The organism is Streptomyces sp. H51 (assembly GCF_035656535.1).
GTDB lineage: Bacteria > Actinomycetota > Actinomycetes > Streptomycetales > Streptomycetaceae > Streptomyces.
The window spans coordinates 1-22,374 of sequence record NZ_JAYMHD010000025.1; the positions used below are offsets into that span (position 1 = coordinate 1).

General features: G+C 69.1%; 18 protein-coding genes and 1 pseudogene. 9 read left to right on the forward strand and 10 right to left on the reverse strand.

The window, feature by feature from the left end; genetic code table 11:
- A pseudogene (locus VKA29_RS07930) lies at positions 1–459 on the forward strand (hypothetical protein); the annotation flags it as partial.
- Positions 460–511: 52 nt separating this feature from the next.
- Positions 512–1,228: a hypothetical protein gene (locus tag VKA29_RS07935; protein WP_324784509.1), complete on the forward strand. Its 717-nt coding sequence runs from the start codon at positions 512–514 to the stop codon at positions 1,226–1,228.
- 281 nt (positions 1,229–1,509) lie between these two features.
- Here the strand turns inward: VKA29_RS07935 and VKA29_RS07940 are convergent, their stop codons facing one another.
- From VKA29_RS07940 to VKA29_RS07950, 3 genes are read right to left on the reverse strand one after another with little or no spacing between them, the layout of a single operon-like run.
- Positions 1,510–4,653, reverse strand: coding sequence for a type I restriction endonuclease subunit R (locus tag VKA29_RS07940; RefSeq protein WP_324784510.1), 3,144 nt, complete (start codon positions 4,651–4,653; stop codon positions 1,510–1,512).
- Positions 4,653–5,855, reverse strand: coding sequence for a restriction endonuclease subunit S (locus VKA29_RS07945; RefSeq protein ID WP_324784512.1), 1,203 nt, complete (start codon positions 5,853–5,855; stop codon positions 4,653–4,655). The genes VKA29_RS07940 and VKA29_RS07945 overlap by 1 nt, the downstream gene beginning before the upstream one ends.
- Positions 5,856–5,890: 35 nt before the next feature.
- Positions 5,891–7,636: a class I SAM-dependent DNA methyltransferase gene (locus VKA29_RS07950; protein WP_324784513.1), complete on the reverse strand. Its 1,746-nt coding sequence runs from the start codon at positions 7,634–7,636 to the stop codon at positions 5,891–5,893.
- 816 nt (positions 7,637–8,452) lie between these two features.
- On the opposite strand from VKA29_RS07950, the gene VKA29_RS07955 reads away from it, so the two are divergent.
- Positions 8,453–9,031 (forward strand): hypothetical protein, encoded by a 579-nt coding sequence (locus VKA29_RS07955; RefSeq protein WP_324784515.1) that lies wholly within the window; start codon positions 8,453–8,455, stop codon positions 9,029–9,031.
- Positions 9,032–9,210: 179 nt separating this feature from the next.
- Here VKA29_RS07955 and VKA29_RS07960 read toward each other — a convergent pair whose 3' ends face one another.
- Both VKA29_RS07960 and VKA29_RS07965 read right to left on the reverse strand, forming a co-directional pair.
- Entirely contained in the window at positions 9,211–10,479 is a 1,269-nt protein-coding gene (locus VKA29_RS07960) for a Dyp-type peroxidase (protein WP_324784516.1), read from the reverse strand.
- Between the two features lie 8 nt (positions 10,480–10,487).
- Complete coding sequence (locus VKA29_RS07965) at positions 10,488–11,075, reverse strand: copper chaperone PCu(A)C (RefSeq protein ID WP_324784517.1); 588 nt, start codon at positions 11,073–11,075, stop codon at positions 10,488–10,490.
- Between the two features lie 207 nt (positions 11,076–11,282).
- On the opposite strand from VKA29_RS07965, the gene VKA29_RS07970 reads away from it, so the two are divergent.
- Positions 11,283–11,903 carry a copper resistance CopC family protein gene (locus tag VKA29_RS07970; protein ID WP_324784518.1) on the forward strand — a complete coding sequence of 207 codons (621 nt, stop codon included), beginning with the start codon at positions 11,283–11,285 and terminating at the stop codon, positions 11,901–11,903.
- 65 nt (positions 11,904–11,968) lie between these two features.
- Positions 11,969–12,871, forward strand: a complete 903-nt coding sequence (locus VKA29_RS07975; protein WP_324784533.1) for a glycosyltransferase family 2 protein — start codon at positions 11,969–11,971, stop codon at positions 12,869–12,871.
- Between the two features lie 16 nt (positions 12,872–12,887).
- On the opposite strand, the gene VKA29_RS07980 is transcribed toward VKA29_RS07975, so the two are convergent.
- Both VKA29_RS07980 and VKA29_RS07985 read right to left on the reverse strand, forming a co-directional pair.
- Entirely contained in the window at positions 12,888–14,573 is a 1,686-nt protein-coding gene (locus tag VKA29_RS07980; protein WP_324784520.1) for a bifunctional 3'-5' exonuclease/DNA polymerase, read from the reverse strand.
- 118 nt (positions 14,574–14,691) lie between these two features.
- Positions 14,692–15,426: a Clp protease N-terminal domain-containing protein gene (locus tag VKA29_RS07985; RefSeq protein ID WP_324784521.1), complete on the reverse strand. Its 735-nt coding sequence runs from the start codon at positions 15,424–15,426 to the stop codon at positions 14,692–14,694.
- A 186-nt stretch (positions 15,427–15,612) separates the two neighbouring features.
- Here VKA29_RS07985 and VKA29_RS07990 point away from each other — a divergent pair, with 186 nt between their 5' ends.
- A complete protein-coding gene (locus VKA29_RS07990) occupies positions 15,613–16,791 on the forward strand; it encodes a DUF2786 domain-containing protein (RefSeq protein WP_324784522.1) in 1,179 nt (392 codons plus the stop codon).
- Between the two features lie 60 nt (positions 16,792–16,851).
- On the opposite strand, the gene VKA29_RS07995 is transcribed toward VKA29_RS07990, so the two are convergent.
- Complete coding sequence (locus tag VKA29_RS07995; RefSeq protein ID WP_324784523.1) at positions 16,852–17,376, reverse strand: DUF4232 domain-containing protein; 525 nt, start codon at positions 17,374–17,376, stop codon at positions 16,852–16,854.
- A 117-nt stretch (positions 17,377–17,493) separates the two neighbouring features.
- Positions 17,494–18,030, reverse strand: a complete 537-nt coding sequence (locus tag VKA29_RS08000; protein WP_324784524.1) for a hypothetical protein — start codon at positions 18,028–18,030, stop codon at positions 17,494–17,496.
- 561 nt (positions 18,031–18,591) lie between these two features.
- Here VKA29_RS08000 and VKA29_RS08005 point away from each other — a divergent pair.
- Complete coding sequence (locus tag VKA29_RS08005; protein ID WP_324784534.1) at positions 18,592–18,810, forward strand: DUF397 domain-containing protein; 219 nt, start codon at positions 18,592–18,594, stop codon at positions 18,808–18,810.
- Positions 18,811–18,949: 139 nt separating this feature from the next.
- Here VKA29_RS08005 and VKA29_RS08010 read toward each other — a convergent pair whose 3' ends face one another.
- Complete coding sequence (locus tag VKA29_RS08010; RefSeq protein WP_420718457.1) at positions 18,950–19,576, reverse strand: ATP-binding protein; 627 nt, start codon at positions 19,574–19,576, stop codon at positions 18,950–18,952.
- Between the two features lie 354 nt (positions 19,577–19,930).
- Between VKA29_RS08010 and VKA29_RS08015 the strand changes: the two genes are divergently transcribed.
- Positions 19,931–20,755: a helix-turn-helix transcriptional regulator gene (locus tag VKA29_RS08015; RefSeq protein ID WP_324784535.1), complete on the forward strand. Its 825-nt coding sequence runs from the start codon at positions 19,931–19,933 to the stop codon at positions 20,753–20,755.
- An 81-nt stretch (positions 20,756–20,836) separates the two neighbouring features.
- Entirely contained in the window at positions 20,837–22,297 is a 1,461-nt protein-coding gene (locus tag VKA29_RS08020; RefSeq protein WP_324784526.1) for an aldehyde dehydrogenase family protein, read from the forward strand.
- Positions 22,298–22,374: the final 77 nt, after the last annotated feature.

Below are 22,374 nucleotides of genomic sequence, written 5' to 3' on the forward strand. Positions count from 1 at the left end.
CAGGAGGAGTCCATCAAGAAGCTGCGTGCGGTGGAGGAGGCCGAGCGGCAGCGGCAGGCCGTCGTCATCGCCGCCGACCGGGCAGCGGCACCACCGCCGCTGCCCGGCCGGAGGGGTGCCACACCCTTCAACCGACCGCATCTCTTGGAGTTCGCCATGCAGGCCGAAACCCTTACCCCCGACACCCGGCTCGACCTCACCGCCGTCGAGACCACCGCCCGCAGGTGGGCCACCCGCGCCCGCGCCTTCGCCAACCGCGCCGCCTGCGACGACCAGCAGAACGCCCTCGGCGTCGCCGCCTTCTCCCTCGACGCCGCCGCCCATCACCTCGACCGCGGGGAAACCGACGCGGCGCGCGACGCCCTGCGCGCCGCCTGCAGCTACGCCGGCAGCGAGGAGGCCATGAGTCCTCAGCTCGCCGAGGCCACCCGCACCCTCCTGGACTCCGTCCGGGCCTGACCCAAGCCAGCCCGCCCGCCCGGGCGGGCTCCAACCAGCACCATCCGACCTCTTGGAGAAGCCTGTGCAACTCGCACCCTCAGCCCTGCACGAGACCGCCGAAACCCTCACCTGCCACCTCGGCGCCGACACCTGGCAGGTGAACGAGCTGATCATCGAGGACATCATCAGCCTCGACGGCCCCAACGACCGCCGCATCAGCATGCGCCCGATCGGCGACGGCAGCACCATCCAGATGTGGGCCACCGGCGGCATCCAGTCCGCCGACCAGGAACCCACCGAGGGCGTCTCCCACCCCTTGCCGCACGGCCACCGCTGGCACACCCCCGTCCACATCGGCTCCCTCGAACCGGACAAGGATCCCGGGGTCGTCCTCTACAACGCCATCAGCGACCGCCTGCTGCCCGTCTTCGACACCAAGCCCTTCTACGTCGGGCACCGCCCTTGGGACCCGGAGCCCGAGCCGGACACCGACACGCAGGCGACCGCCCCGACTAACACCGATCAGCCTGAGCCCGCGCCGGCACCGCGGGTCCCCTCCGAGCCCACTCCCGAGCCGCAGACCAACGGCGTCCCCATGCGGACCAGCCGAGCTAAGTCCGAGACCTCGGCGAGCGACAAGCCGACGCGCCCGACCCGCAAGCGCACCCAGGTCAAGGCCACTCCCGCCAAGAAGCTTGCCGCAAAGCGGGCCACCGCTGACCAGACCGAGCCGCGCCCGACCCGCAAGCGCACCCCCGCCAAACCAGCCTCCCTTTCCGAAGACTGACCCCTGCGCTCGGTCCGCCTGCTACTCCAGCAGCAGGCGGACCAACTGATCGAGCTCCTGGGCAGTCGGTGAGTCAGCGAGGACGGCTCGTACTACCTGCCGCAGTTTCACGACGTTCTTGGACTTGTCCAGGGCAAGGTTCGCGACTTGTTGTCCTTCTGTTGCCCCGAGTCGGGCGAGGTGGTGCCGGGTTGGATTCATGGGACCGTGCACAGGGACGGGGAGCTTCACGCCGTCGCAGCGGGGTGGTCTGCTGGGGCGGGACATGCGTGCGGCCGCACCTAAGATCCCACCTGCTGATCGACCGCTGCTTCGTAGAAGGCATCCGCGAGGGCGACGATGATCGAGTTGATGGCCGGCCCGTCGGTGAAGAAATAGTCAGCCATCGTGTTGTGGGCGTCCTGGTTGTCTGCGACCGCCTCCGTAACGGCTGCTTGAAAGTCTTGTGACTCCATGAACTGCTTCTTGGAGTTCACCCTGGTCTGCTCGATCAGGTTCGAGTTGGCGAGCAACCGCTGGACGAGCCCCTGTACGAACTCCCGGATCTGGTACTCGGCGAACGTCTCGGCGCCGAAGAGATCGTTCATCTTGTCTATGACGACCTGGAGCGCGACGTACTTCGGCTCCTTCTTCATTCCCGTGCCGGCGGCGCTGATGCCCTTCAGATGCCCGTCGCCCACGAGTGAGATGTCGACCGGGCTCGCCTTGTTGTGCTTGACCCCGACCAGCACCACATCGGAGAGGTCGACGTCGGCCGTCCAGGCGGACTCTGCAATGACCTTCTCCAGCAGGCGCAGGAAGATCGAGAGCATCTCCATGTAGGGGTCGCCGTAGTCGACGATCTGGGACATGAAGTCGTAGAGGCGTACGAAGGTGGAGACATCCTTGCGGAACAGGTCGAGCGCATTGAGGGCGACCTTGTCCTCCTCCTCGATCGCCCGCGCGTAGCGGCGCCGGAAGTCGTGCTGCGCCGGGCTGATCGCCGCTGAGAGCGCGTTATTACCCTTCCGGGTCACCCACAGCTCGGCAACCTTACGGACATCGTCCTCGGTGTAAATCCCGGCCTGGGCAAGTTTGTTGGCCAGGTGGATGACGATGTACGGGTCGGTCTCGGTCTCCAGGGTGGCGTTCTTGAAGTACGGCTCGAAGGCGGTCTTGATGTCCTCGGGCTTGTTGGCGAAGTCGATGATGAATGTCTTGCGCTTTTGCTCCCCACCAGGGGTGCGGTGGGTGCGGTTGAGCCGCGAGAGCGTCTGCACCGCGGTGACCCCAGACAGCTTCTTGTCAAGGTACATCGCTGAGAGGAGAGGCTGGTCGAAGCCCGTCTGGAACTTGTTGGCGACCAGCATGATCTTGTATGTGTCGCCCTTGAATGCGGCCGCCAGATCAGCCCCCGCACCGGGGTTCATGTTGGCCTCGGTGAACTCGTCATCCGCTGACGGCTGTGGGCCCCAGGCGCTGTCCCAGGTCTCGTTCTCGGGAATCGCCACCCCGGAAGAGAAGGCGACCAGCGTGCGGTAGTTGTACGAGGCGTCCTGGGCGCGGCGCTTGGCTATGTAGGCGTCGATGGCCAGCTTGTACTTCACCGCGGATTTGCGCGAGTCGGTCACCACCATCGCCTTTGCCTTGCCTTCGAGCAGGTAGGCGACGTTGGCGTGGAAGTGCTCGACGATGATCTGCACCTTCTGGCTGATGTTCGTCGGGTGGAGCTTCACCCACCGCATCAGCCCCTTGCGGGCGGTGGCCTCCTCGACCTCCCCTCCGTCGCCGCTCTCGGCCTTGCCGGCGATTTTCAGCGCGGTGTCATAGTGCTGGTAGCCCCTGAGCACGTCGAGAATGTAGCCCTCCTCGATCGCCTGCTTCATCGAGTACAAGTGGAACTCGTGCGGCTTCCCGTCGGCCCCCTTGCGGCCGAACAGCTCCAGCGTCTTGTTCTTCGGCGTCGCGGTGAAGGCGAAGTAGGAGATGTTCTCCGACTCGGCCCGTTCGGTCATCTCAGAGGCCAGGATCGACTCTACGTCGACCTCGCCGCCCTCCTCGATCTCCTTGACCTCCTCGGCCGTCAGCACCTGCTTCAGCCTCGAAGAGATCTGCCCCGACTGGGAGGAGTGCGCCTCATCGGCGATGACAGCGAACCGCTTGCCCTTCAGGCCGGTGTTGCTCCGGATCTCGTTCAGCGCATGCGGGAAGGTCTGCACCGTCACTGCGATGATGAGCTCACCGTTCTTCAATGCCTGCGCCAGCAGACCCGACTTCGACTTCAGGCCAGCCTTGCGGACGTCCTCGGGGCTGATCGTCTTGACGATCTTGTCCGTGCCATCGATCTGTCGGATCGCATCCTGAAGCTGGGAGTCGAGCACAGTGCGGTCCACGACCACGATGACTGAGTCGAAGACCTTCTGATCGTCGACATGCAGCCGCGCCAGCCGGTGAGCCGTCCAGGCAATGGTGTTCGTCTTTCCCGACCCGGCCGAGTGCTCAATCAGGTACCGCTGCCCGACACCCTCCTCCTTCACCGCCTCGACGATGTTCGTGACGGCCTCCCACTGGTGGAACCGCGGGAAGAGCATGCTCGTACGCCGCACCGAGGTGCCGGTAGTGACGTCCCACTCCTCCTTCGTCTCTACGATCACCAGCCGTCCGATGATGTTCAGCCAGGCGTGCTTCTCCCAGACGCGCTCCCACAGGTACGCCGTCGACGACCGGCCGTCCGCACCGGGCGGATTGCCGGCTCCGCTGTCGAAGCCCATGTTGAACGGCAGGAAGTGGGTCTTCTCTCCCTCCAGCCTCGTGGTCATCGCCGCCAGGTCGTTCGAGACCGCGAAGTGCACCAGCGCGCGGTGCCCGAACGACAGCAACGGTTCCGGCCGCCCGTTCGTCAGCGGATTGCGACGCTGCTTGTACTGGTTGACCGCCTCGTCCAGCGACTGAGTGAAGTTGGTCTTCAGCTCCACCGTGGCCACCGGAAGCCCGTTGATGAAAAACACGAGATCGATATTGCGCTGGTCAGCGGTCGAGAAGTGCACCTGCCGCACCACCCGTACCCGCATCGCCTCATAGAGCGCCGTCGTGGTCTCGTTGAGCGATGTCTCCGGTCGGAACTGCGCCATCTTCAACCGGCCACCGCCGATGTACTGCACCCCATTGCGTAGGATGTTCAGCGTCCCACCGCCATGTTCCAGCGGCCGATCGAGCGCGGCGGTCAGCACGTCCAGGAACTTCGCCTGCGAGCCGGCTGCCTTCAACGCCTTCTCGTATGCTGGCTTCTGCGTCGCCTCCAGCCACGCGAAGAGGTCCGCCGGGAAGAGCGCCCGCTCCCGGTCATACTCGCCACCATCATGGTCATTCTTCGAATACAGCCAGCCGTGATCCCGCAGATACTCGCAGATTTCAGTCTCGAAGACCACCTCGTTGTGGTCGGCCATCACGCCACCTCTGGTACGTCGATCTGCCCTGTCACCGCCGCCGTGATGATCGCTGTACGTCGCTCCTGGGAGAGCTTGATGAACTTATCGGTCTCAGCGATCAACTGGTCGATCTTGGTGATCTGTTCGTCGAGACGCTCGACGATCACGGTCTGCTCATCTGCAGGCGGAACAGCCACTGGAAAGCTGGCAAGAAGCGGCCGCCGCAGCGATTCCATAGTCACGGTGTTACTGCCGGCGAGTGCGATTGGCCTCAGGAATGTCGATAGGTAGTAATAAAAATAACGGCCAGTGATTCCGTGAAAGTCAGTGAAGACGTAGACTCGCTGATGGGCCTGGAATTTTCCGTCAAAGTAGTGAAAAACCTTGCCGGTCCCGCCCTGTCCGTCACCTGGGGTCATCACGGCCTCACCGTCGAACGCGTAGGTATCCGATCGCAGAATCTCGCGCCCGCGAACATAGAACGGGTAAGCGCCATCATCGGAAGCATTGCCTGAGTCTTCATCACCTGTCGTGATGGTGCAGAGATGGCGTGTCGGAACTATGGTCCACGCTGACGGAATCAAACCGAGAAACTCGCTGCCCGAAGCACGTAGAGGCGCATCGTCGTCCAATCCGCGCAGCAGAACCGTTCGGATCGCCGATTCTCGCCGCTCCAGGAGCATCTCAATCAGCCGCTGCTGCTCCTTGATGAGCGTGTCGATGCGGACCGTCTCGCAGTCGAGATAGTCTGCGATGGCACGCTGCACCTCCACTGGCGGCAGCGGGATCGGAATCCTGGCAAGCTTCTCTGCCGTGAGGTGCGGCATTGAGACAACGTTGGAGTAGGCACGGATGAAGCCACTAGCCCGCAGCGCGATCAGGTAGAACGCGATGAAGCGGCCATCGAAGTCTCCAATTGGTCGAAGCCGATTGATCGAGTTCTGGAATCCCCAGCCAGGAAGGTCTTGGTCGACATACGCGGCACGGCCGAACCCGCCCTGGCCGCCCTCGACAACGACTACGTCGCCCGCGCGAATGCTCAATTGTTCCAGTTCGTGCTCGCCGAACCACATCTCATTCACGTCGTCGAGGGCCAACAAGCCGTCGGGTTGCACATTCGCAGCGCGCATATAGGGCGCACGTACGTCACTGCCCGAGTCCTTGCTCTGCAACATTTTGCCGAGCGTGACCGTCGCAGCGTTCTTGACCTGGCCTGCCATCCACCCATCGGGCAAGACTTTCCAGAGAGGCCCCTTCACTGCTCCACCTCTCGCAGCAGGTCAAGGATTTTGGCGACCTGCTTCTCCAGGTCGGCGTCAATCTCGGCGAGAGGGCGAGGCGGGGTGTACCTGTAAAAGTGGCGGGTGAAGGGGATTTCGTAGCCGGTCTTGGTCTTGGCCCAGTCGATCCAGGCGTCAGGAACGTGCGGCCTCACCTCCGCTTCGAAGTACGTCTGAATGACTTCACGCTTCCCTGCCGCACCGGCGGTTGAGCCGCCGTAGGTGAAGGGGACGTTTTCGGTGTCACGCTTTTTCGAGTCGGGCTTGAGGTTGCCCTTGCGGTCGACGACAGGGTTCCCCTCCTCATCGAGCAGGGGGCGCTCGACAGTGATGGTCCAGTAGCCGAACTCATCGTTGCGTAGCACCTTGGAGAGGTCGGGGTGACCGTTCTCGAAGTCGGCGTACAGTCGCACGATCTCGACGCGATCATCGTCGCTGATTTCGCGGTTCTTCGATCCGAGGTTCTTGCGCATCTTGGTCCAGAACGACGTGCCGTCGATGAGTTGGACCTTGCCCTGGCGGTCGGGGTGCTTGGTGTTGTCCAGGATCCAGATGTAGGTGGGGATCCCGGTGTTGAAAAACATGTTGGTCGGCAGCGCGACGATCGCCTCGACGAGGTCGTTCTCCAGTAGCCACTTGCGGATGTTGGAGGGGCCGGACTCGGCGCCGCCGCTGAACAGCGGTGAGCCGTTCATGACGATGCCGACGCGGCCGCCGCCGTCCTCGGGTGCGCGCATCTTGTGGGCCAAGTGGAGCAGGAAGAGCATCTGGCCGTCCGAGGTCGCGGGGAGTCCCGGCGCAAAGCGGCCGTAGGGGCCAGCAGAGTCGCGCTCCTTCTTGACCGCCTTGGCGTACTGCTTCCAGTCCACGCCGTAGGGCGGGTTGGACATGCAGTAGTCGAACTGGCGGCCCTTGAACGCATCGTCCGTGAGTGTGTTACCGAAGGCGATGTTGGTCGCGTCGTGGCCTTTGGCGAGCAGGTCGGACTTGCAGATGGCGTACGATTGCGGGTTGTACTCCTGGCCGTACAGGCTCAGCTTCGCCTCGGGGTTCTGGGCGAGCAGGTGCTCCTCTGCCAGGGAGAGCATGCCGCCGGTGCCGGCGGTGGGGTCGTACAGCGACCGGATGATGCTGCCCTCGGTGAGATCGACGTCCTTCTCGGCGAAGAGCAGGTCGACCAGCAGCCGGATCGCATCGCGTGGCGTGTAGTGGTCTCCGGAGGTCTCGTTCGCGGCCTCGCTGAACTTGCGGATGATGTACTCGAACGCATCCCCCATGTCTGCGTTGGACACCACGTCGGGGTGCAGGTCGACGGCGCCGAAGGACTTGACGATCTCGCGCAGGAGCCCGGCCTTCTCCAGGGCCAGGATCTCCTTCTTGAAGTCGAAGTACTCGAACACGTCTACGTCGGCGGAGAACCGGTCGATGTAGTCAGTGAGGTTGTCCGCCAGCCCGTCCGCATCGGCCAGCAGGTTCGCGAACTCGTAGTTGGAGGTGTTGTAGAACGTCCGTCCCGTGGCCTTCTTGACCTCGACCTTGAGCCGGTTCGGGTTCTCGTACCTCGCAGCCAGCTCCCGTACCACCGCGCGGTCCGGCTCAAGTACGCAGTCGAGCCGTCTGAGGATCGTGAACGGGAGGATCACTGTCCCGTACTGGTTGGGGCGATAGGGGCCTCGAAGCTGGTCAGCGATTGACCAGATGAAGCTACCGAGCGTGCTCACAAGGTTCCTCACGAGAATCGTCTAGCAATGCCGATCACTTTGCCAGAGGCAGCAGCCAGCGTCCCATGGTTCAGCTACCTGCAGAGCTACGGATCAGAAGGCACTGACGTCGACGACGTCGGACGGGGACGTACACCAGCGTCTCTGTCCGGCTGTCCCACCAGTCGATGACCTGCAGTCGGAGACGGATCGAACCCCTAACCTGTCCCCAGCGGCCCTACCCCTCAGCGGGGTAGGGCCGCTCTGCGTCGCAAGGCTGGTGCGCTGGACGCCCCTTTGCCGCCCGGCTCAGAACTGGAGGCCCGCCCGGCTGGGCCGGGACAGCCCGCCGGTGGGGCCCTCATGGGTCCAAGATGGGTCCGGAAGGACGGTGAAACTCCGTGAACGATCATCGCGGCGTGGGTACCCTCATGTCCGCTGAACTGCACAGACAACAAAAGTAGGGACAGGAAGTGAACCTTGGGGCGACGATCTTGCGTTCTCGTAATGCGTAGGTCTCGGGTTCGAATCCCGAAGGCGGCTCCATTTGAAGCCCAGCTCAGACACTGTCTGAGCTGGGCTTTCTCGTTCAGTGGATGCGGCGGCGACGTGGCGCGCGGGCCGCGCGGGTGTCAGCGGTCTCAGTTCTGGTCCCAGAGCGATTTTCAGGGTGCGGGTCAGGACGCGGTGGACCTGCGCGACCTGCGAGGGAGCATGGCCGGCGGCCGTCCGAGGAAGTCGGAACACAATCGCCTGGGCGCCGACCGCCGCGCCGTGACGCGAATTGAGCATCGATTACTCCCGAAGGGTGTTGAGTGATATGCCTACTGTCAGAAGATGATCAATGAAGTGACATTCGCCCGTGGCCGCTTCGTCAGGGTTCTTGCGGTGACGGTGGGTTTGTCAGCCCTGTCGTCGTGTGGGTTCGCGCTCTCCTCCGATGACGGGGAGACGTCGAAGAAGCACCGGACGATCGTGGGTGCCGAGAATGCCGGTGGCCTGAAGCGGGACCGCGACCACGAGATGCTGAAGAAGGTCTCCGTGGATCCCGGCAAGGTCACAAAGGACTCCACCGTGGTGGTAACCGCGTACACCGGGGAGCAGGCAGCCGATCCGATCCTCTTCGTGGGCGAGGCCGACATCCCGGAAGGCACCGCTGAGCGGCGGGAGTACCTGTACGGGCAACTGATCCCGCTTCTGTCCCACGAGTCCGCCGACAAGCGGCCCAAGGCGCATGCGGTCGAAGCAGGCACACTGGGCGGCTCGGTGGAGTGCATGATGGTGGACCCGAAGCGCGAGAACAGCGTCTGCGGATGGGCGGATTCCGATACGACCGGCGTCGCCGTCATACCCGACATGAAGCTCGACGAGGCCGGCCGGCTCTTTGCTTCCATGCGCGCGGACATCGAGAAGTGACAGTCACGACCCTTGCCTGATCAGCCTGCCGGTCTCCGCCGACGAGCTCATACGGCCGGGTGGTCCGGCCGCACCACCCACGTCCGCGATCCGGGTGGTGCGGCCCCACGCAGCCTCGAATCCTTCGCCGGGGTGAGCCGGGCGCCGCGGCTCACCCCGGCGTGCGCCGGGGCGGCGCGCTACTCCAGCAGGGACTGGCCGATCCAGCCGTCCGGGGGGCAGCCGGGCGGGATGGCGAAGACGGCCGATCCGATCGGGGTGGTCCACTGGTTGAGCAGGTCCGCGGCGGCGAGTCTGCGCTGGATGGGCAGGAACTGTTCGCCGATGTCCCGCTGGAACGAGGCGAACAGCAGGCCGGTGTCGGGGCGTCCGTCCGCGGCCGGGGCGTCGTCGTAGTTGTAGGGGCGGCGGAAGATGCGCGCTCGGTCCTCGGTGACGCGGGCGCGCCGTATGTGGGCGAAGTCGGAGATGACGGGGAAGCCGAGCTCGTTCTTCGCGTCGAAGTCCGGCAGGTCCTTCTCGGCCTTGCCGGTGAGCGGGGCGCCGGTGGCCAGGCGCCGGCCCACGGTGAACTCCTTGGCCTTCGTGTCGGCGGCGTCCCAGGTCTCCAGCTCGATGCGGACACGGCGCAGGACGAGGGTCGTGCCACCGTCCTTGAGCCACGCCGGGCCCGAGTCGGTCCACACGGCCCCGGCGAAGACGTCGCCGCCGGGGACCGGGTTGGCGGTGCCGTCCAGCTGGCCCATGAGGTTGCGCTGGGTGACGCCGTCGTCCTCGACTCCGCGCCCGCGGCGGAACCCGCGCTGTGTCCAGCGCAGCCGGGCGAAGCTGCGGGCGTCCTTGATGAGCATCCGCTGGGCGTGCGCCACGGTGAGCGGGTCGTCGGCGCAGATCTGGACCAGCAGGTCGCCGCCGCAGAAGCGGTCCTGGAGCCGGTCGATGGAGAAGCGGGGCAGCGGCGCGAGCGACGCGGGCCGCCGGCGCTCCAGTCCGGCTGCCGTGAACAGGCCCGGTCCGAAGCCGAACGTGACCGTCAACCGGGCCGGCAGCGAAGCCAGTTCACCTTCGGTGTCGGCGAGCGCGGGCTCACCCCGGGTCAGCCGTGCGGCGTCGTCGGTGAGCAGCCGCATCATCCGGCCCAGTGCCGCGCGATCCACGTCCTTGGCCAGGTCGAAGCCCAGGAACACGGCGTGCGCCTGGGCCGGGGTGGCGATCCCCGCCTGGTGACGGCCGTGGAACGGGACGCGCTGCGTGCCGTAGTCCGGGGCCTGCTGCCGTGCCGCGGCGGGGGCGGAGCCGGCCGAGCGGTCGCCGCCGGTGGCCGCGGCGCTGATTCCGGCTCCCGCCAGGGCCCCGCCGACGGTGAGCGCGCCGCCCGCCAGCAGCCGGCGGCGGCTGACCGCGCCGGCGCCGGCACCGTCGGCCGGGGAGGCGGTGGTGTCCTCCATGGCGGGTGTCAGCCCTTCTTCATGCCGGGGCTGTAGTTCTCCTTGCCGCCCGCGAACGCCTTGGCGACCGCGGTGAAGCGCAGGCTCCGGCCGTCCGCGAAGGTGAGGGTGACGGTGACCTCGTCGCCCGGTTTCACCTCCTTGGCCAGGCCCATCAGCATCAGGTGGTCGGCGCCGGGCTGCAGCTGGTGGGTGCCGCGGGCCGGGACGGTGAAGCCGCCCTCCTTCGGGCGCATCACCATCTTGCCGTCCACATCGGCGACTTCGTGCAGCTCCGTCTTCTTCGCCGCGGTCGAGGTCGCGGACACGACCGTGACCTTGCTGCCGGTGGTGTTGACCAGGGTGCCGAAGACGCCCGTCATGGCGGAGTCGGTGGCCTTCACCCACGGGTCCTTCACCGTCACCGCGGCCGCCGGGGTCGCCGCGGCCTTGGCGGAGGCCTTGGCGGAGGCGCTCGCGTCGGAGGACGACGACCCGTTCGTGCCGCAGCCGGCGACGGCGGTGAGGCATACGGCCGTGGCCGCCGTGGCCGCCGCGAGGGCACGCAGGCGGGCGGCGCGGGCCACCGGCGTGGTCTTGGGGGTGATGGTGTGCATGGTGTCTGTGCCTCCGGCTCGGTTGCGGCGTCACTCCCGCAGTCACACAGGGAGTCGGGCCGCCGCGGCGGCGAGTTCCCGGGCGGTGTGTGACGTGTCCCGCACACGCCAGGGCGCGGAAAGCGGCGTCGGCCGGGAACTCGGCGGGGGTCGTGTCCGACGTACTGGGTTGTGAAGCGCCGAAGCCTCTTTGCTGAATCCAGAGCTGTGCCGCTCGTCCTCGCGGTCGTGCTGCTGGCCGTGGTGTCGGTCCTGTGGCCGGCCGCGCCGGCGTGGGCGCACGCGCGGCTGCTCGACTCCAGTCCGGCGGCCGGATCCGTGACGGCGAAGGCGCCCACGGTGATCACGCTGAGTTTCGACGGTCCGGTGAAGCAGCCGTACACCGCGGTCGTGGTGACCGGTCCGGACGGGGCGTCGTACGGCGACGGCGCGCCGAGCGTGGTGGACGGGGACGTACGGCAGAAGGTCGGCCCCCTGCCCACGGGCAGGATCCAGGTGACCTGGCGGACCGTCGCGGCGGACGGGGCCCCGCTCCAGGGCCGCTTCGCCTTCACCAGCACGGACGCGGCGGCCGCCGCGGCGGCCCGGCCCGGGCCCACGCCCACACCCGCGGCGACGGTGCCGTCGGCCGCGTCCACGCCCACGGCGTCGGCGCCGTCCTCGTCGTCGGCGCGACCGGTGGCGTCCACGGGGTCCGGAGCCGCCGCCGACTGGCCGTGGTGGGTGGCGGGCGGTGTGCTGGTCGCTGCGGCGGCGGCGTTCATGGCCGTCGGCGCCCGGCGCTCCGCACCGCGGTCCACGACACGGCCGACCGACCGGCGTCCTTGAGAAGTCCTTACCGTGAACGGTTGGCATCGCGCCCGGTGTCGTCGGCGGCCGGGACGGAGTGGGACATGGCGGACACGGGGGCGTCGGGGATCGCGGTCGCCGTCGTGACCATGGGCAACCGGCCCGCCGAGGTCGAGGCGCTGCTGGAGTCCGTGGCCGAGCAGGACCTGGCGCCCGCGCGGATCGTGGTCGTCGGCAACGGCTGCCCGCTGCCCGACCACGGCGCGCGGTCGACGCTGCCCGGCGAGGTCACCCTCCTCGAACTGGACGAGAACCTCGGCTGCCCCGGCGGACGGAACGCGGCCCTGCGCGCGCTGCGCGAGTTCGGTGACGTCGACGTCGTCGTCGAACTGGACGACGACGGTCTGCTGGTGGACGCCGGTGTGCTGCGGCGCGTACGGGAGCTGTTCGACGCCGACCCGCGGCTCGGCATCGTCGGCTTCCGCATCGCGGACGAGAACGGGGAGACGCAGCAGCGGCACGTGCCGCGGGTCGGCTCCTCCGACCCGATGCGCGGCGGGTACGTCACCCACTTCCTGGGCGGCGGGCACGCGTTGCGTACGACGATGCTGGACGAGGTGGGGGACTGGCCCGCCGAGTTCTTCTTCGCGCACGAGGAGACCGACCTCGCGTGGCGGGCCGCCGACGCGGGGTGGCGGATCCTGTACGCGCCCGAGCTGTTGCCGCGGCACCCGAAGACCTCGCCGGCCCGGCACGCCATCTACCACCGCGTCAACGCGCGCAACCGGGTGTGGCTCGTGCGGCGCCGGCTGCCGCTCCTCCTCGTCCCCGTCCACCTGGGGATCTGGGTGCTGCTCACCCTGGCGCGGACCCGGTCGAGGGCCGGGCTGCGCGCCTGGTTCGGCGGGTTCGTGGAAGGGCTGCGGGAACCCGCCGGTGAACGGCGGCCCATGCGGTGGCGGACGGTGTGGCGGCTCACCCGGCTGGGCAGGCCGCCGGTCATCTGACCGGGGTGCCCGGCGGTCACTTGGCGTCGGCGTAGCACTCCACCACCGCCGTCGTGAAAGGGAACCGGACCGGCGTCTGGCCGAACGTGAGCCGTCCGGCCAGGTCCGCCGCCTCCCGGATCGCCGTCACGACCGCCCCGGCCTCCTCCTCGGGGCAGTGCACGATCACCTCGTCGTGCTGGAAGAAGACCAGCTCGGCCGCCATGCCCGCGCAGGACTGCCGCAGTGCGGCGAGCAGCAGCAGCGCCCAGTCGGCGGCGCTGCCCTGGACGACGAAGTTACGGGCGAAGCGGCCCCGGGCGCGGGCGTCGCCGGAGGAGTGCCCCGGAGCCCACTGCCGTCCCTCGGGTTCGTCCTCCCCGACGGGGATGCCCGCCTCCTCCGCCGCGTTCCCGCCCGCCCCGGCCGCGGGCGGGCAGGTCCGCCCCAGCCAGGTCCGCACGAGCCGGCCCTCCTCGCCCGCGCGGGCCGCGTCGTCGACGTACGCCACCGCCCGGGGGAAGCGGCGTCTGAGCGCGGCGAGGTTCTTCAGGCCGTCGCCGGAGGTCTGGCCGTAGACCGCGCCGAGGACGGCGAGTTTGGCCTGCGCGCGGTCGCCGGAGAACGCCCGGTCGGAGACGGACTGGTACAGGTCCCCGTCGCGTCCGGCGACCTCCATCAGCGCCGGGTCGCGCGAGATGGCGGCGAGCACCCGCGGCTCCATCTGGTCGGCGTCGGCGACGACCAGCCGCCAGCCGGGGTCGGCGACCACGGCACGCCGGATGACCCTGGGGATCTGCAGCGCGCCTCCGCCGTGGGTGACCCAGCGTCCGGTGACCGTGCCGCCCGCGAGGAACTCGGGACGGAACCGCCCGTCGCGCACCCAGTCCTGCAACCAGGACCAGCCGTGGGCGACCCAGATCCGGTACAGCTTCTTGTATTCCAGCAGCGGTTTCACGGCCGGATGGTCGACGGACTCCAGCTCGTGGCGGCGGGTGGATCCGACCTTGACGCCGGCCCGGGCGAAGGCCTTGACGACGTCCGCGGGCAGGTCGGGGCGGACGCGGCGGCCGAACGCGGCGGACACCTCGTCGGCCAGCTCGGCCAGCCGCCGGGGCTCGCCGCCGCCCGGGTACCGCTCGCCGAGCAGTTCGTGCAGCACCCGGCGGTGCACCTCGGCGCTCCACGGCAGTCCGGCGCGGTTCATCTCGGCGGCGACCAGCATGCCCGCCGACTCGGCCGCGGTCAGCAGCCGCATCCGCTCGGGGTGCGCCGCCGCCTCGTGCCGGCGCTGCTGCCCGGCGTACACCTCGGCGAGGTCGGCCAGCGGGAGGCGGACGGACTGCGGTTCGAAGAGGGGGGACTGGGCGCCCGGCGCGGCGGAGCGCTGCGGTGGATCGGGGGGTACCGGGCCGCCGCGCAGCCGGGCCAGGGCGGCGGCCGCCGAGCGGGGTTCGCCGTATCTGCCCTCGTGGCCGAGGAGGAGGGTCTCGGCGTCCTCGACGTCGTAGCACCGCTCCACCCGCACGCCGGCGGCGAGCAGGCGCGGGTAGACCTCGGCGGTGGACCGCCACACCCAGCGTGTGGCCTCCGGCCGCTCCCGTACGGCCCGCGCGAGGTCCGCCTCCCGGCGCACCGGCCCGGCGGGCAGCCCGCCGGGACCGAGGGGGGCGACCTCCGCGCCGCCGTCCTCGGCCGGAGCGAGCGCCCACCGGCCGGTCATGCCTGCGAGTGTCGCAGGCCGGTCTGACAACGCGGGTCCGGCGAGAGCCGGGGCCGGTACCGCGGCTCTCGCCGCGGTACCGGCCCGTTCCGGTCGGTCGCGCTCGGTTTCGCTCGGCTCAGCTCGTCTCCTCCTGGGTCTGCGCGAACTGCGTCGGCGCCTTCACGACCTCGGCCTCCACCGCCGGCTTCCCGATGCCGAGGTCCGCCAGCACTCCCGTGCCGTTCTCGAACTCCAGCAACGCCAGCAGGATGTGCTCGGTGCCGACGTAGTTGTGGCCGAGGCGGAGGGCCTCGCGGAAGGTGAGCTCCAGCACCTTCTTGGCGGCGGAGCCGTAGGGGATGAGACCCGGGACCTCTTCGGCGGCGGGCGGGAGGGCGGCGGTCGCCGCCTGCCGTACGGCGTCGAGCGGCACGCCCTGGGCCGTGATCGCCTTGGCCGCGAGTCCCTCCGGCTCGGCCAGCAGGCCGAGGAGCAGGTGCTCGGGGCGGCCTTCGGGGGTGCGGGCCGCGACCGCCTCGTTGTGGGCGGCCATCACCGCGTTGCGGGCGCGCGGGGTGTACCGGTCGAAGCCCTGGTTCTGGTCGGCGTCCGCCGACTCCTTCGGCACGAAGCGCTTCTGGGCCGCCTGCCGGGTGACACCCATGCTCCTGCCGATGTCCGTCCAGGAGGCGCCCGACCGGCGGGCCTGGTCGACGAAGTGCCCGATCAGGTGGTCGGCCACCTCGCCGAGGTGGTCGGCGGCGATCACCGCGTCCTGGAGCTGTTCGAGGGGCTCGCTGTGGACCTTCTTGATGGCGGTGATGAGTTCGTCGAGGCGTACGGATGACGTGATGCTCGGGTTCGTCGTCATGTGTCAACCGTAGGTTGACGGGCTGGGGGGTGTCAACCTTGAGTTGACGATCCTTCGCGGCGCGGGCCCGTGTACGCGCGTGCCCGTGTACGCGCTGGCCGTGTACGTGCGTGCGCGCCCGCGCCGGGAGACCGCGGGGGCGGTGGGGGCGGTGGGCCTGTCAGTGGGGCGTGTCAGGATCGTGGGGTGAGCAGCACGACCACCGGCACCGTCGACCGCGCCTTCCGGGCCGCCCTGTACGACGACAGCGACACCGCCCTCGACACGGGCGCGTCGGTGCTCGCCGCCGACCCCGCGGCGGACCCCGAACTCGAACGCCGGGGACGGGAGTTCGTCGCGGCGGCCTGGCAGCGCGGGTGGCAGCCCGCCGACGTCGTGCGGATCGTGCGCCGCGAACTGGACGACGTCCACGTACGCCTGGTGTCGTCCCTGATCCGCGCGCAGGCGCCGGACGACCGCCCGCGCGGTCCGCGTTGGGCCGCGCAGTTGGAGGACCTGGCCGCCGAAGCCGCCGAAGCAGCCGAAGCGGTCGGCGCCGCCGACGCCGCCGGGCCGGGCGGCGTCCTCCGCCCTCCGCCCCGCACCGACCGCTTCTCGCACGCCACCGCGCTCCTGCAGCTGTACCGCCTGCTGCTGCGCCTGCCCGCGCTCGAACCGCTCGACGAGCGGGAGCCCGCCGCCCGGCAGTCCCGGCCGGAGTCCCGCATGCTCGCGCGCGTCCGCGCGCTGCTCGCCAAGGCGGAGGCGACGGCCTTTCCGGAGGAGGCCGAAGCGCTCACCGCCAAGGCGCAGGAGCTCACGGCCCGCTACAGCATCGACGAGGCGCTGCTGTCGGCGGCGGCGCCCGCCGGGGACGCCCCCGGCGCCTGCCGCGTCGGTGTCGAGCCGCCGTACGAGCAGGCCAAGGCGGTGCTGCTGGACGCGGTCGCCACGGCCAACCACTGCCGTGCCGTGTGGAACGAGGCGTTCGGCTTCTCCACCGTGGTCGGCTTCGAGGCCGACCTGGAGGCGGTCGAGCTGCTGTTCACCTCGCTGCTGGTGCAGGCCCAGTCGGCGATGACGACGGCGGAGGCGGCCCAGCGCAGGGGCGGCCGCAAACGCACCAAGACCTTCCGCCAGTCATTCCTCGCGGCCTACGCCCACCGCATGGGCACCCGCCTCGCGGCGGCCGCCGGGACCCAGGTGACCGACGACCTGCTCCCCGTCCTCGCCTCGCGCGAGGTCGCGGTCGGCGACCGGCTGGACCGGATGTTCCCGGAGACGACCACGACCCGGCTGCGCGGAGTCGGCGACGTGGCCGGCTGGACGGAGGGCACCGAGGCCGCGGACCGGGCGCGCGTGGCGGACCGGCCGCGGCTGCCGTGAGGCGGTACGTGAGTCGCCGGCCCGTCAGCCTCCGGACCGCTGTCAGTCGCCGGACTGCCGTCAGTCCCCGGTCTGCTGGAAACCGGTCACCGAGGCGTCCGGCGCGCCCGCGTCGCCCTTGACGGCGACATCGCCGTACGACCAGGTGAAACTGTGGTCGGCGGAGGAGCCGGGGAGGGTGAAGGTCGCGGTCTTCACCGGCAGGCTCTTGGCGCCGCCCGCCTCGCCGCGCACGTAGGTGAGGGTGAACGAGGCGGTCGTGCCCTTGGCGAGGGTCAGTTTCTGCCCCTCGGCGGCCTGGTCGGCCGGTACTGCGGCGGAACTGCTCCCGGCGTGCAGGTCGACGCCGGGCAGGCCGGTCAGGGTGCACTCGGTGCCGCGGTTGGTGAGCGTGACGGTGACGTTGCCGGTGTCCCCGGCGGTCGGGGCGGGGCTGGCGGCGACCTGCACGCCGAGGCCGTCGAGCGTGCAGGCGCCGCCGGTCTTCGGGGTGCCCTTGTCGCCGCCGTCGCTCCCGCCGTCGTCGCAGGCGGTCAGCAGCAGGGCCGCGGCGAGAGCGGCGACGGTGATCGAGGTGGCGCGCATGTGGGTCCTTCGGTGCTCTGGGGCGTGACGTGCTTCGGGGCGGCGTGACGCCGGTGATCGCGTCCGAGGATCATCACCCACGAGCCCGCCGGATCAGGAGCCGGTTGCCCGGCTGCCCTACGACCCGAGAGTCGCCGTCGGCAGCCCCGAAGGCAGCGTGCCGCCCTCCGACTTGGTGTACGTCTCCGGTCCGAGACCACCCGACCAGGTGATCGTCAGTGACGTCTTGTTGACGGAGTCGACCGTCCCCGTCGCCCGGTCCTTGCTGCCGTCCGTGCAGGTGAGCCGGATCGTCCGCGCGCCGGACTCCTTGCCCGCGGTGCCGCTGCACACCGTTCCGCCGGTCGAGAACAGCCCTGCCTGCCGGCCGTTGACCACCAGTGCCACGGCCTTGCCGCCGGTCGTGGCCAGCCAGCTGCCCTGCAGTTCGTCGGACGTGGCCGTCGTCCCGCCGCTGCCGCCTCCGGTGTCGGCGGTGGCCGTGGCGGACGCGCCCGAACCGGACGAGGAGCCGTCCGAGGAGTCGCCGTCGCCGCCGCACGCGGTCAGCGTGAGCACGCCCACCAGCCCCGCGGCCGCTGCCGCGATCCGTACCGGCCGGCGTGACACCGTGCGCGACGAACGCGGGAAGCGCGAGAAGATCGCCGAAGTCACTGCAAGCTCCAAGCTGTAGCGGGTTGGCCCGAACGCCCGCAGCAAGCTACCAGGGCAGGCCGCCCCCGCCACGGGGAGCGGCTGTGAGATTCCCCGGAGGCCGGGATTCCTGGCGTCTCCCGGCCTCTCCCCGGGTCTCCCCGCTGTTTCGAGCGGTCCCGTGAACCCGTCACGCGGTCCCGTGAACCCGTCACGCGGTTCCGCGAACCCGTCACGCGGTCGCTGGAACAGTAAGGCCCCGGTGAGCGTCTCTTGCTAGTACACGAGGAACGCGGGTGCGCGCGCAGTGCGGGCCCCGACGACCCGCACGCACGACGGGACAGGTCACGGGCGGGACCGAGACCGCAGGTGATGCGAACCCCGGACGGCGCGCTGGATCAGGGGGACCACCGTGCGCCGGGCGCACCTGTAACCGCAGCAGCACCCCTCGTGCACGTGCATCTGCTCGCGCAGGTGCACGTGAACGCAGCTATGATCCGGATCAGTTGACCACTGCATCTTCGGCCTCAAAGGCCACGGCACCACCAGGAGCAACCTGTGGACCAGGACGTGTACAACGGCATGGCGGCCACACAGCTGGACGGGGTGGCCTGGCAGAAGAGCCGGCACAGCAACTCGCAGGGCTCCTGTGTGGAGTTCGCGCGGTTGCCCGGCGGCGACGTGGCCGTGCGCAACTCGCGCTTCCCCGAAGGGCCCGCGCTCGTCTACACGCGCGCGGAGATCGAGGCGATGCTGCTCGGCGTCAAGGACGGAGAGTTCGACCACCTGATCGTGGGCTGACCACCACGGGATCCCACGGCGCCCGCACTGCCCGCACTGCCCGCGGCGACCCGCTCACGCCCGCTGCGCCCCGGCGCCAACCGGTGCCACTCACAGTGATCGGAGCGTCACCCTCCGCCGCGCGCGCAGAACCGCGGCGTCAGAAGACGCCCCGGTCCGTCATGCGCCGCGCCGCCGGCACGGCGGGTGCCGCCGGTGCCACGGGTGTCGCGGGTGTCGTGGGTGCCGCCGGTGTCGCGGGTGCCCTGTGTGGTGCCGGCGACAGCATGAACAGCGCCCAGACGACCTTGCCGCCGAACGCGCCCGTCAGCGGATGCCAGCCCCAGCCGTCGGCGAAGGAGTCGACGAGGAGCAGCCCGCGGCCCGACTCCGCGGAGAAGTCGTCCGCGCTGCCGGCCACCGGGGTGCCGTCGCTGAGGTCGCGCACCGCGCACACCAGCCGCCCGGACCACCGCATCAGGTGCAGCCGCACCGGCGCGTGCTGTCCCGTCGCGCCCGCCGCGCCCGCCGCGCATGCCGCACCCGCGCCAGGCCTTGCTCCCGCCCCCTCCGGCAGCGCGTGCCGGAGGGCGTTGGTCACCAGTTCCGAGACCACCAGGCAGACGTCGTCGTAACGGTCACCGGCGCCCCATTGGTCGAGTGTCGCGCGGGTGAACCGCCGTGCCTCGCGCACCGCTTCGTAGCGGGCGGGCAGGGCGCAGGAGGCGGCGTCGGACGCGGCCGCGGGATCCAGCGGCGGAAGGCCCTGCCGTAACGGCTCGAGCATGGTCGATCCATTCGTCCCCATGCGAGGCACTCCCGGTAATTCGCGGTCGTTGCGATGCAGCGGTGGCGCGAGTCCATGCTTTCGGATGCGCATGGCAGATGCAAGGGCAGATGCACGTGCACGTGACCGAATTGGATGTCCACGTACCGCTTACTGGGCATTTTTTCCGTCACCTTCCCTCCCTTCCCTTGCCACAACCTTCCTCCTTCCTGCGCAGAATCTCTTGGTTCCTTCCGTCTCCGTAATCGGACGAGTACTGCTCGGAGTGATTTAGTGGCAGACTGCGGCCCCTGAACACGGTTGGGGAGGCTGGCGAAAGTGAGCGCGGGAGAGCCCGGATCGGTGGTGCGGCGCATGCTGCTCGGCTCGCAACTCAGGCGGCTGCGTGAATCCAGGGGGATAACGCGGGAGCAGGCGGGGTACTCGATCCGCGCATCGGAGTCGAAGATCAGCCGGATGGAGTTGGGCCGGGTGAGCTTCAAGACGAGGGACGTCGAAGACCTGCTGACGCTGTACGGCATCACGGACGAGGCGGAGCGCACCTCGCTGCTCTCCCTGGCCCGGGAGGCCAACGTCGCGGGCTGGTGGCACAGTTACTCGGACGTGCTGCCGAGCTGGTTCCCCACCTACGTGGGGCTGGAGGGCGCGGCGTCCCTGATCCGCGCCTACGAGGTGCAGTTCGTGCACGGGCTGCTGCAGACCGAGGCGTACGCCCGGGCGGTCGTCGGACGCGGCATGCGGGGCGCGAGCGAGGCCGACATCGAGAAGCGGGTGGCGCTGCGCCTGGAGCGGCAGAAGTACCTGGTCGCCGAGAACGCCCCCGAGTTCCACGTCGTGCTCGACGAGGCGGCCCTGCGCCGCCCCTACGGCGACCGCGAGGTGATGCGTGGTCAGCTGCAGCACCTGATCGAGATCTCCGAACAGCCCAACGTGCGGCTGCAGATCATGCCGTTCGGCTTCGGCGGTCACTCGGGCGAGAGCGGCGCGTTCACGATCCTGTCCTTCCCCGAGTCGGACCTGTCGGACGTGGTCTACCTCGAGCAGCTCACCAGCGCGCTCTACCTGGACAAGAACGAGGACGTCATCCAGTACGAAAGGGCCCTCAAAGAGCTCCAGCAGGACAGTCCCGGACCCGACGAGAGCCGTGATCTTCTCCGGGGTCTCCTCCAACTCTCTTGAGACATAAGTACGATGACGCGTGATCAGACCGTGATACAGATCTGTCGAAGATCTGGTGTCTGCTAGTGATTGAGGGATCACATGTCGTCCAGCTTCAACGACCTGGCTCAGCAGTACATCGACGGTGAGTGGCGTCCGGGAACCGGCTCCTGGGACATCATCGACTTCAACCCGTACGACGGCGAGAAGCTCGCGTCGATCACGATAGCCACGGTCGACGAGGTCGACGAGGCGTACCGGGCGGCGGCCCGCGCCCAGAAGCAGTGGGCCGCGACCAACCCGTACGCGCGCCGCGCGGTCTTCGAGAAGGCGCTCGCGCTGATCGAGGAACGCCGGCAGGAGATCACCGAGATGATCATCGCCGAGCTCGGCGGCACCCACCTGAAGGCCGGCTTCGAACTGCACCTCGCCAAGGAGTTCCTGCGCGAGTCGGTCCACCTGGCGCTGCGCCCCGAGGGCAAGATCCTCCCCTCGCCGGTCGACGGCAAGGAGAACCGCCTCTACCGGGAGCCGGTCGGCGTCGTGGGCGTGATCAGCCCCTTCAACTTCCCGTTCCTGCTGTCCCTCAAGTCGGTCGCGCCGGCCCTCGCGCTCGGCAACGGCGTGGTGCTCAAGCCGCACCAGAACACCCCGATCGTCGGCGGCTCCCTGATCGCGAAGATCTTCGAGGACGCGGGCCTGCCGGCCGGCCTGCTCAACGTCGTCATCACCGATATCGCGGAGATCGGCGACGCCTTCATCGAGCACCCGATCCCCAAGGTCATCTCCTTCACCGGCTCCGACCAGGTCGGCCGCCACGTGGCCACCGTCTGCGCCGCGCAGTTCAAGCGCACGGTCCTCGAACTCGGCGGCAACAGCGCCATCGTGGTCCTCGACGACGCCGACCTCGACTACGCGGTCGACGCCGCCGTCTTCAGCCGGTACGTCCACCAGGGCCAGGTCTGCATGGCCGCCAACCGGGTGCTGGTCGACCGTTCGATCTACGAGGACTTCACCGAGAAGTTCGTCGCCAAGGTCAAGACCCTCAAGGTCGGCGACCCGCGCGACCCGGAGACCGTCATCGGCCCGGTGATCAACTCCTCCCAGGCGGAGGCTCTGTCGGCGGTCGTGGCGCAGGCGATCCAGGAGGGCGCGACGGCCTGGTGGCACGGCACGACCACGGGCAACCTGGTCGCCCCGGCCGTCCTGCTCGACGTACCCCTCGACTCGGCCCTGCTCCGGCAGGAGGTCTTCGGGCCCATCGCCTTCCTCATCCCCTTCGACGGCGAGGAGGAGGCGGTGCGCATCGTCAACGACACGCCGTACGGCCTGAGCGGCGCCGTGCACACCGGTGACGTCGAGCGGGGCGTGGCCTTCGCCAAGCAGATCGACACCGGCATGTTCCACGTGAACGACGGCACCGTGCACGACGAGCCGCTCGTCCCCTTCGGCGGCGAGAAGAACTCGGGCATCGGCCGGCTCAACGGCGAGACGACCCTGGACGCCTTCACCACGCTGAAGTGGATCTCGGTGCAGCACGGGCGCAGCCGGTTCCCGTTCTGAGCCCTCTCCCGGCGCCCCCTCTCCCACGGGCCCTTGCGGACAGAACCTGACCGCAAGGGCCCGTAGCTTCGTCGGTG

Excerpts from the sequence above, each read along its gene's own strand:
- VKA29_RS07940 (WP_324784510.1), bottom strand. The coding sequence starts at position 4,653 with ATGGCCGACCACAACGAGGTGGTCTTCGAGACTGAAATCTGCGAGTAT.
- VKA29_RS07945 (WP_324784512.1), bottom strand. The coding sequence starts at position 5,855 with ATGGCAGGCCAGGTCAAGAACGCTGCGACGGTCACGCTCGGCAAAATG.
- VKA29_RS07955 (WP_324784515.1), top strand. The coding sequence starts at position 8,453 with ATGATCAATGAAGTGACATTCGCCCGTGGCCGCTTCGTCAGGGTTCTT.
- VKA29_RS07960 (WP_324784516.1), bottom strand. The coding sequence starts at position 10,479 with ATGGAGGACACCACCGCCTCCCCGGCCGACGGTGCCGGCGCCGGCGCG.
- VKA29_RS07965 (WP_324784517.1), bottom strand. The coding sequence starts at position 11,075 with ATGCACACCATCACCCCCAAGACCACGCCGGTGGCCCGCGCCGCCCGC.
- VKA29_RS07975 (WP_324784533.1), top strand. The coding sequence starts at position 11,969 with ATGGCGGACACGGGGGCGTCGGGGATCGCGGTCGCCGTCGTGACCATG.
- VKA29_RS07980 (WP_324784520.1), bottom strand. The coding sequence starts at position 14,573 with ATGACCGGCCGGTGGGCGCTCGCTCCGGCCGAGGACGGCGGCGCGGAG.
- VKA29_RS07985 (WP_324784521.1), bottom strand. The coding sequence starts at position 15,426 with ATGACGACGAACCCGAGCATCACGTCATCCGTACGCCTCGACGAACTC.
- VKA29_RS07995 (WP_324784523.1), bottom strand. The coding sequence starts at position 17,376 with ATGCGCGCCACCTCGATCACCGTCGCCGCTCTCGCCGCGGCCCTGCTG.
- VKA29_RS08005 (WP_324784534.1), top strand. The coding sequence starts at position 18,592 with ATGGCGGCCACACAGCTGGACGGGGTGGCCTGGCAGAAGAGCCGGCAC.
- VKA29_RS08010 (WP_420718457.1), bottom strand. The coding sequence starts at position 19,576 with ATGCTCGAGCCGTTACGGCAGGGCCTTCCGCCGCTGGATCCCGCGGCC.
- VKA29_RS08015 (WP_324784535.1), top strand. The coding sequence starts at position 19,931 with ATGCTGCTCGGCTCGCAACTCAGGCGGCTGCGTGAATCCAGGGGGATA.
- VKA29_RS08020 (WP_324784526.1), top strand. The coding sequence starts at position 20,837 with ATGTCGTCCAGCTTCAACGACCTGGCTCAGCAGTACATCGACGGTGAG.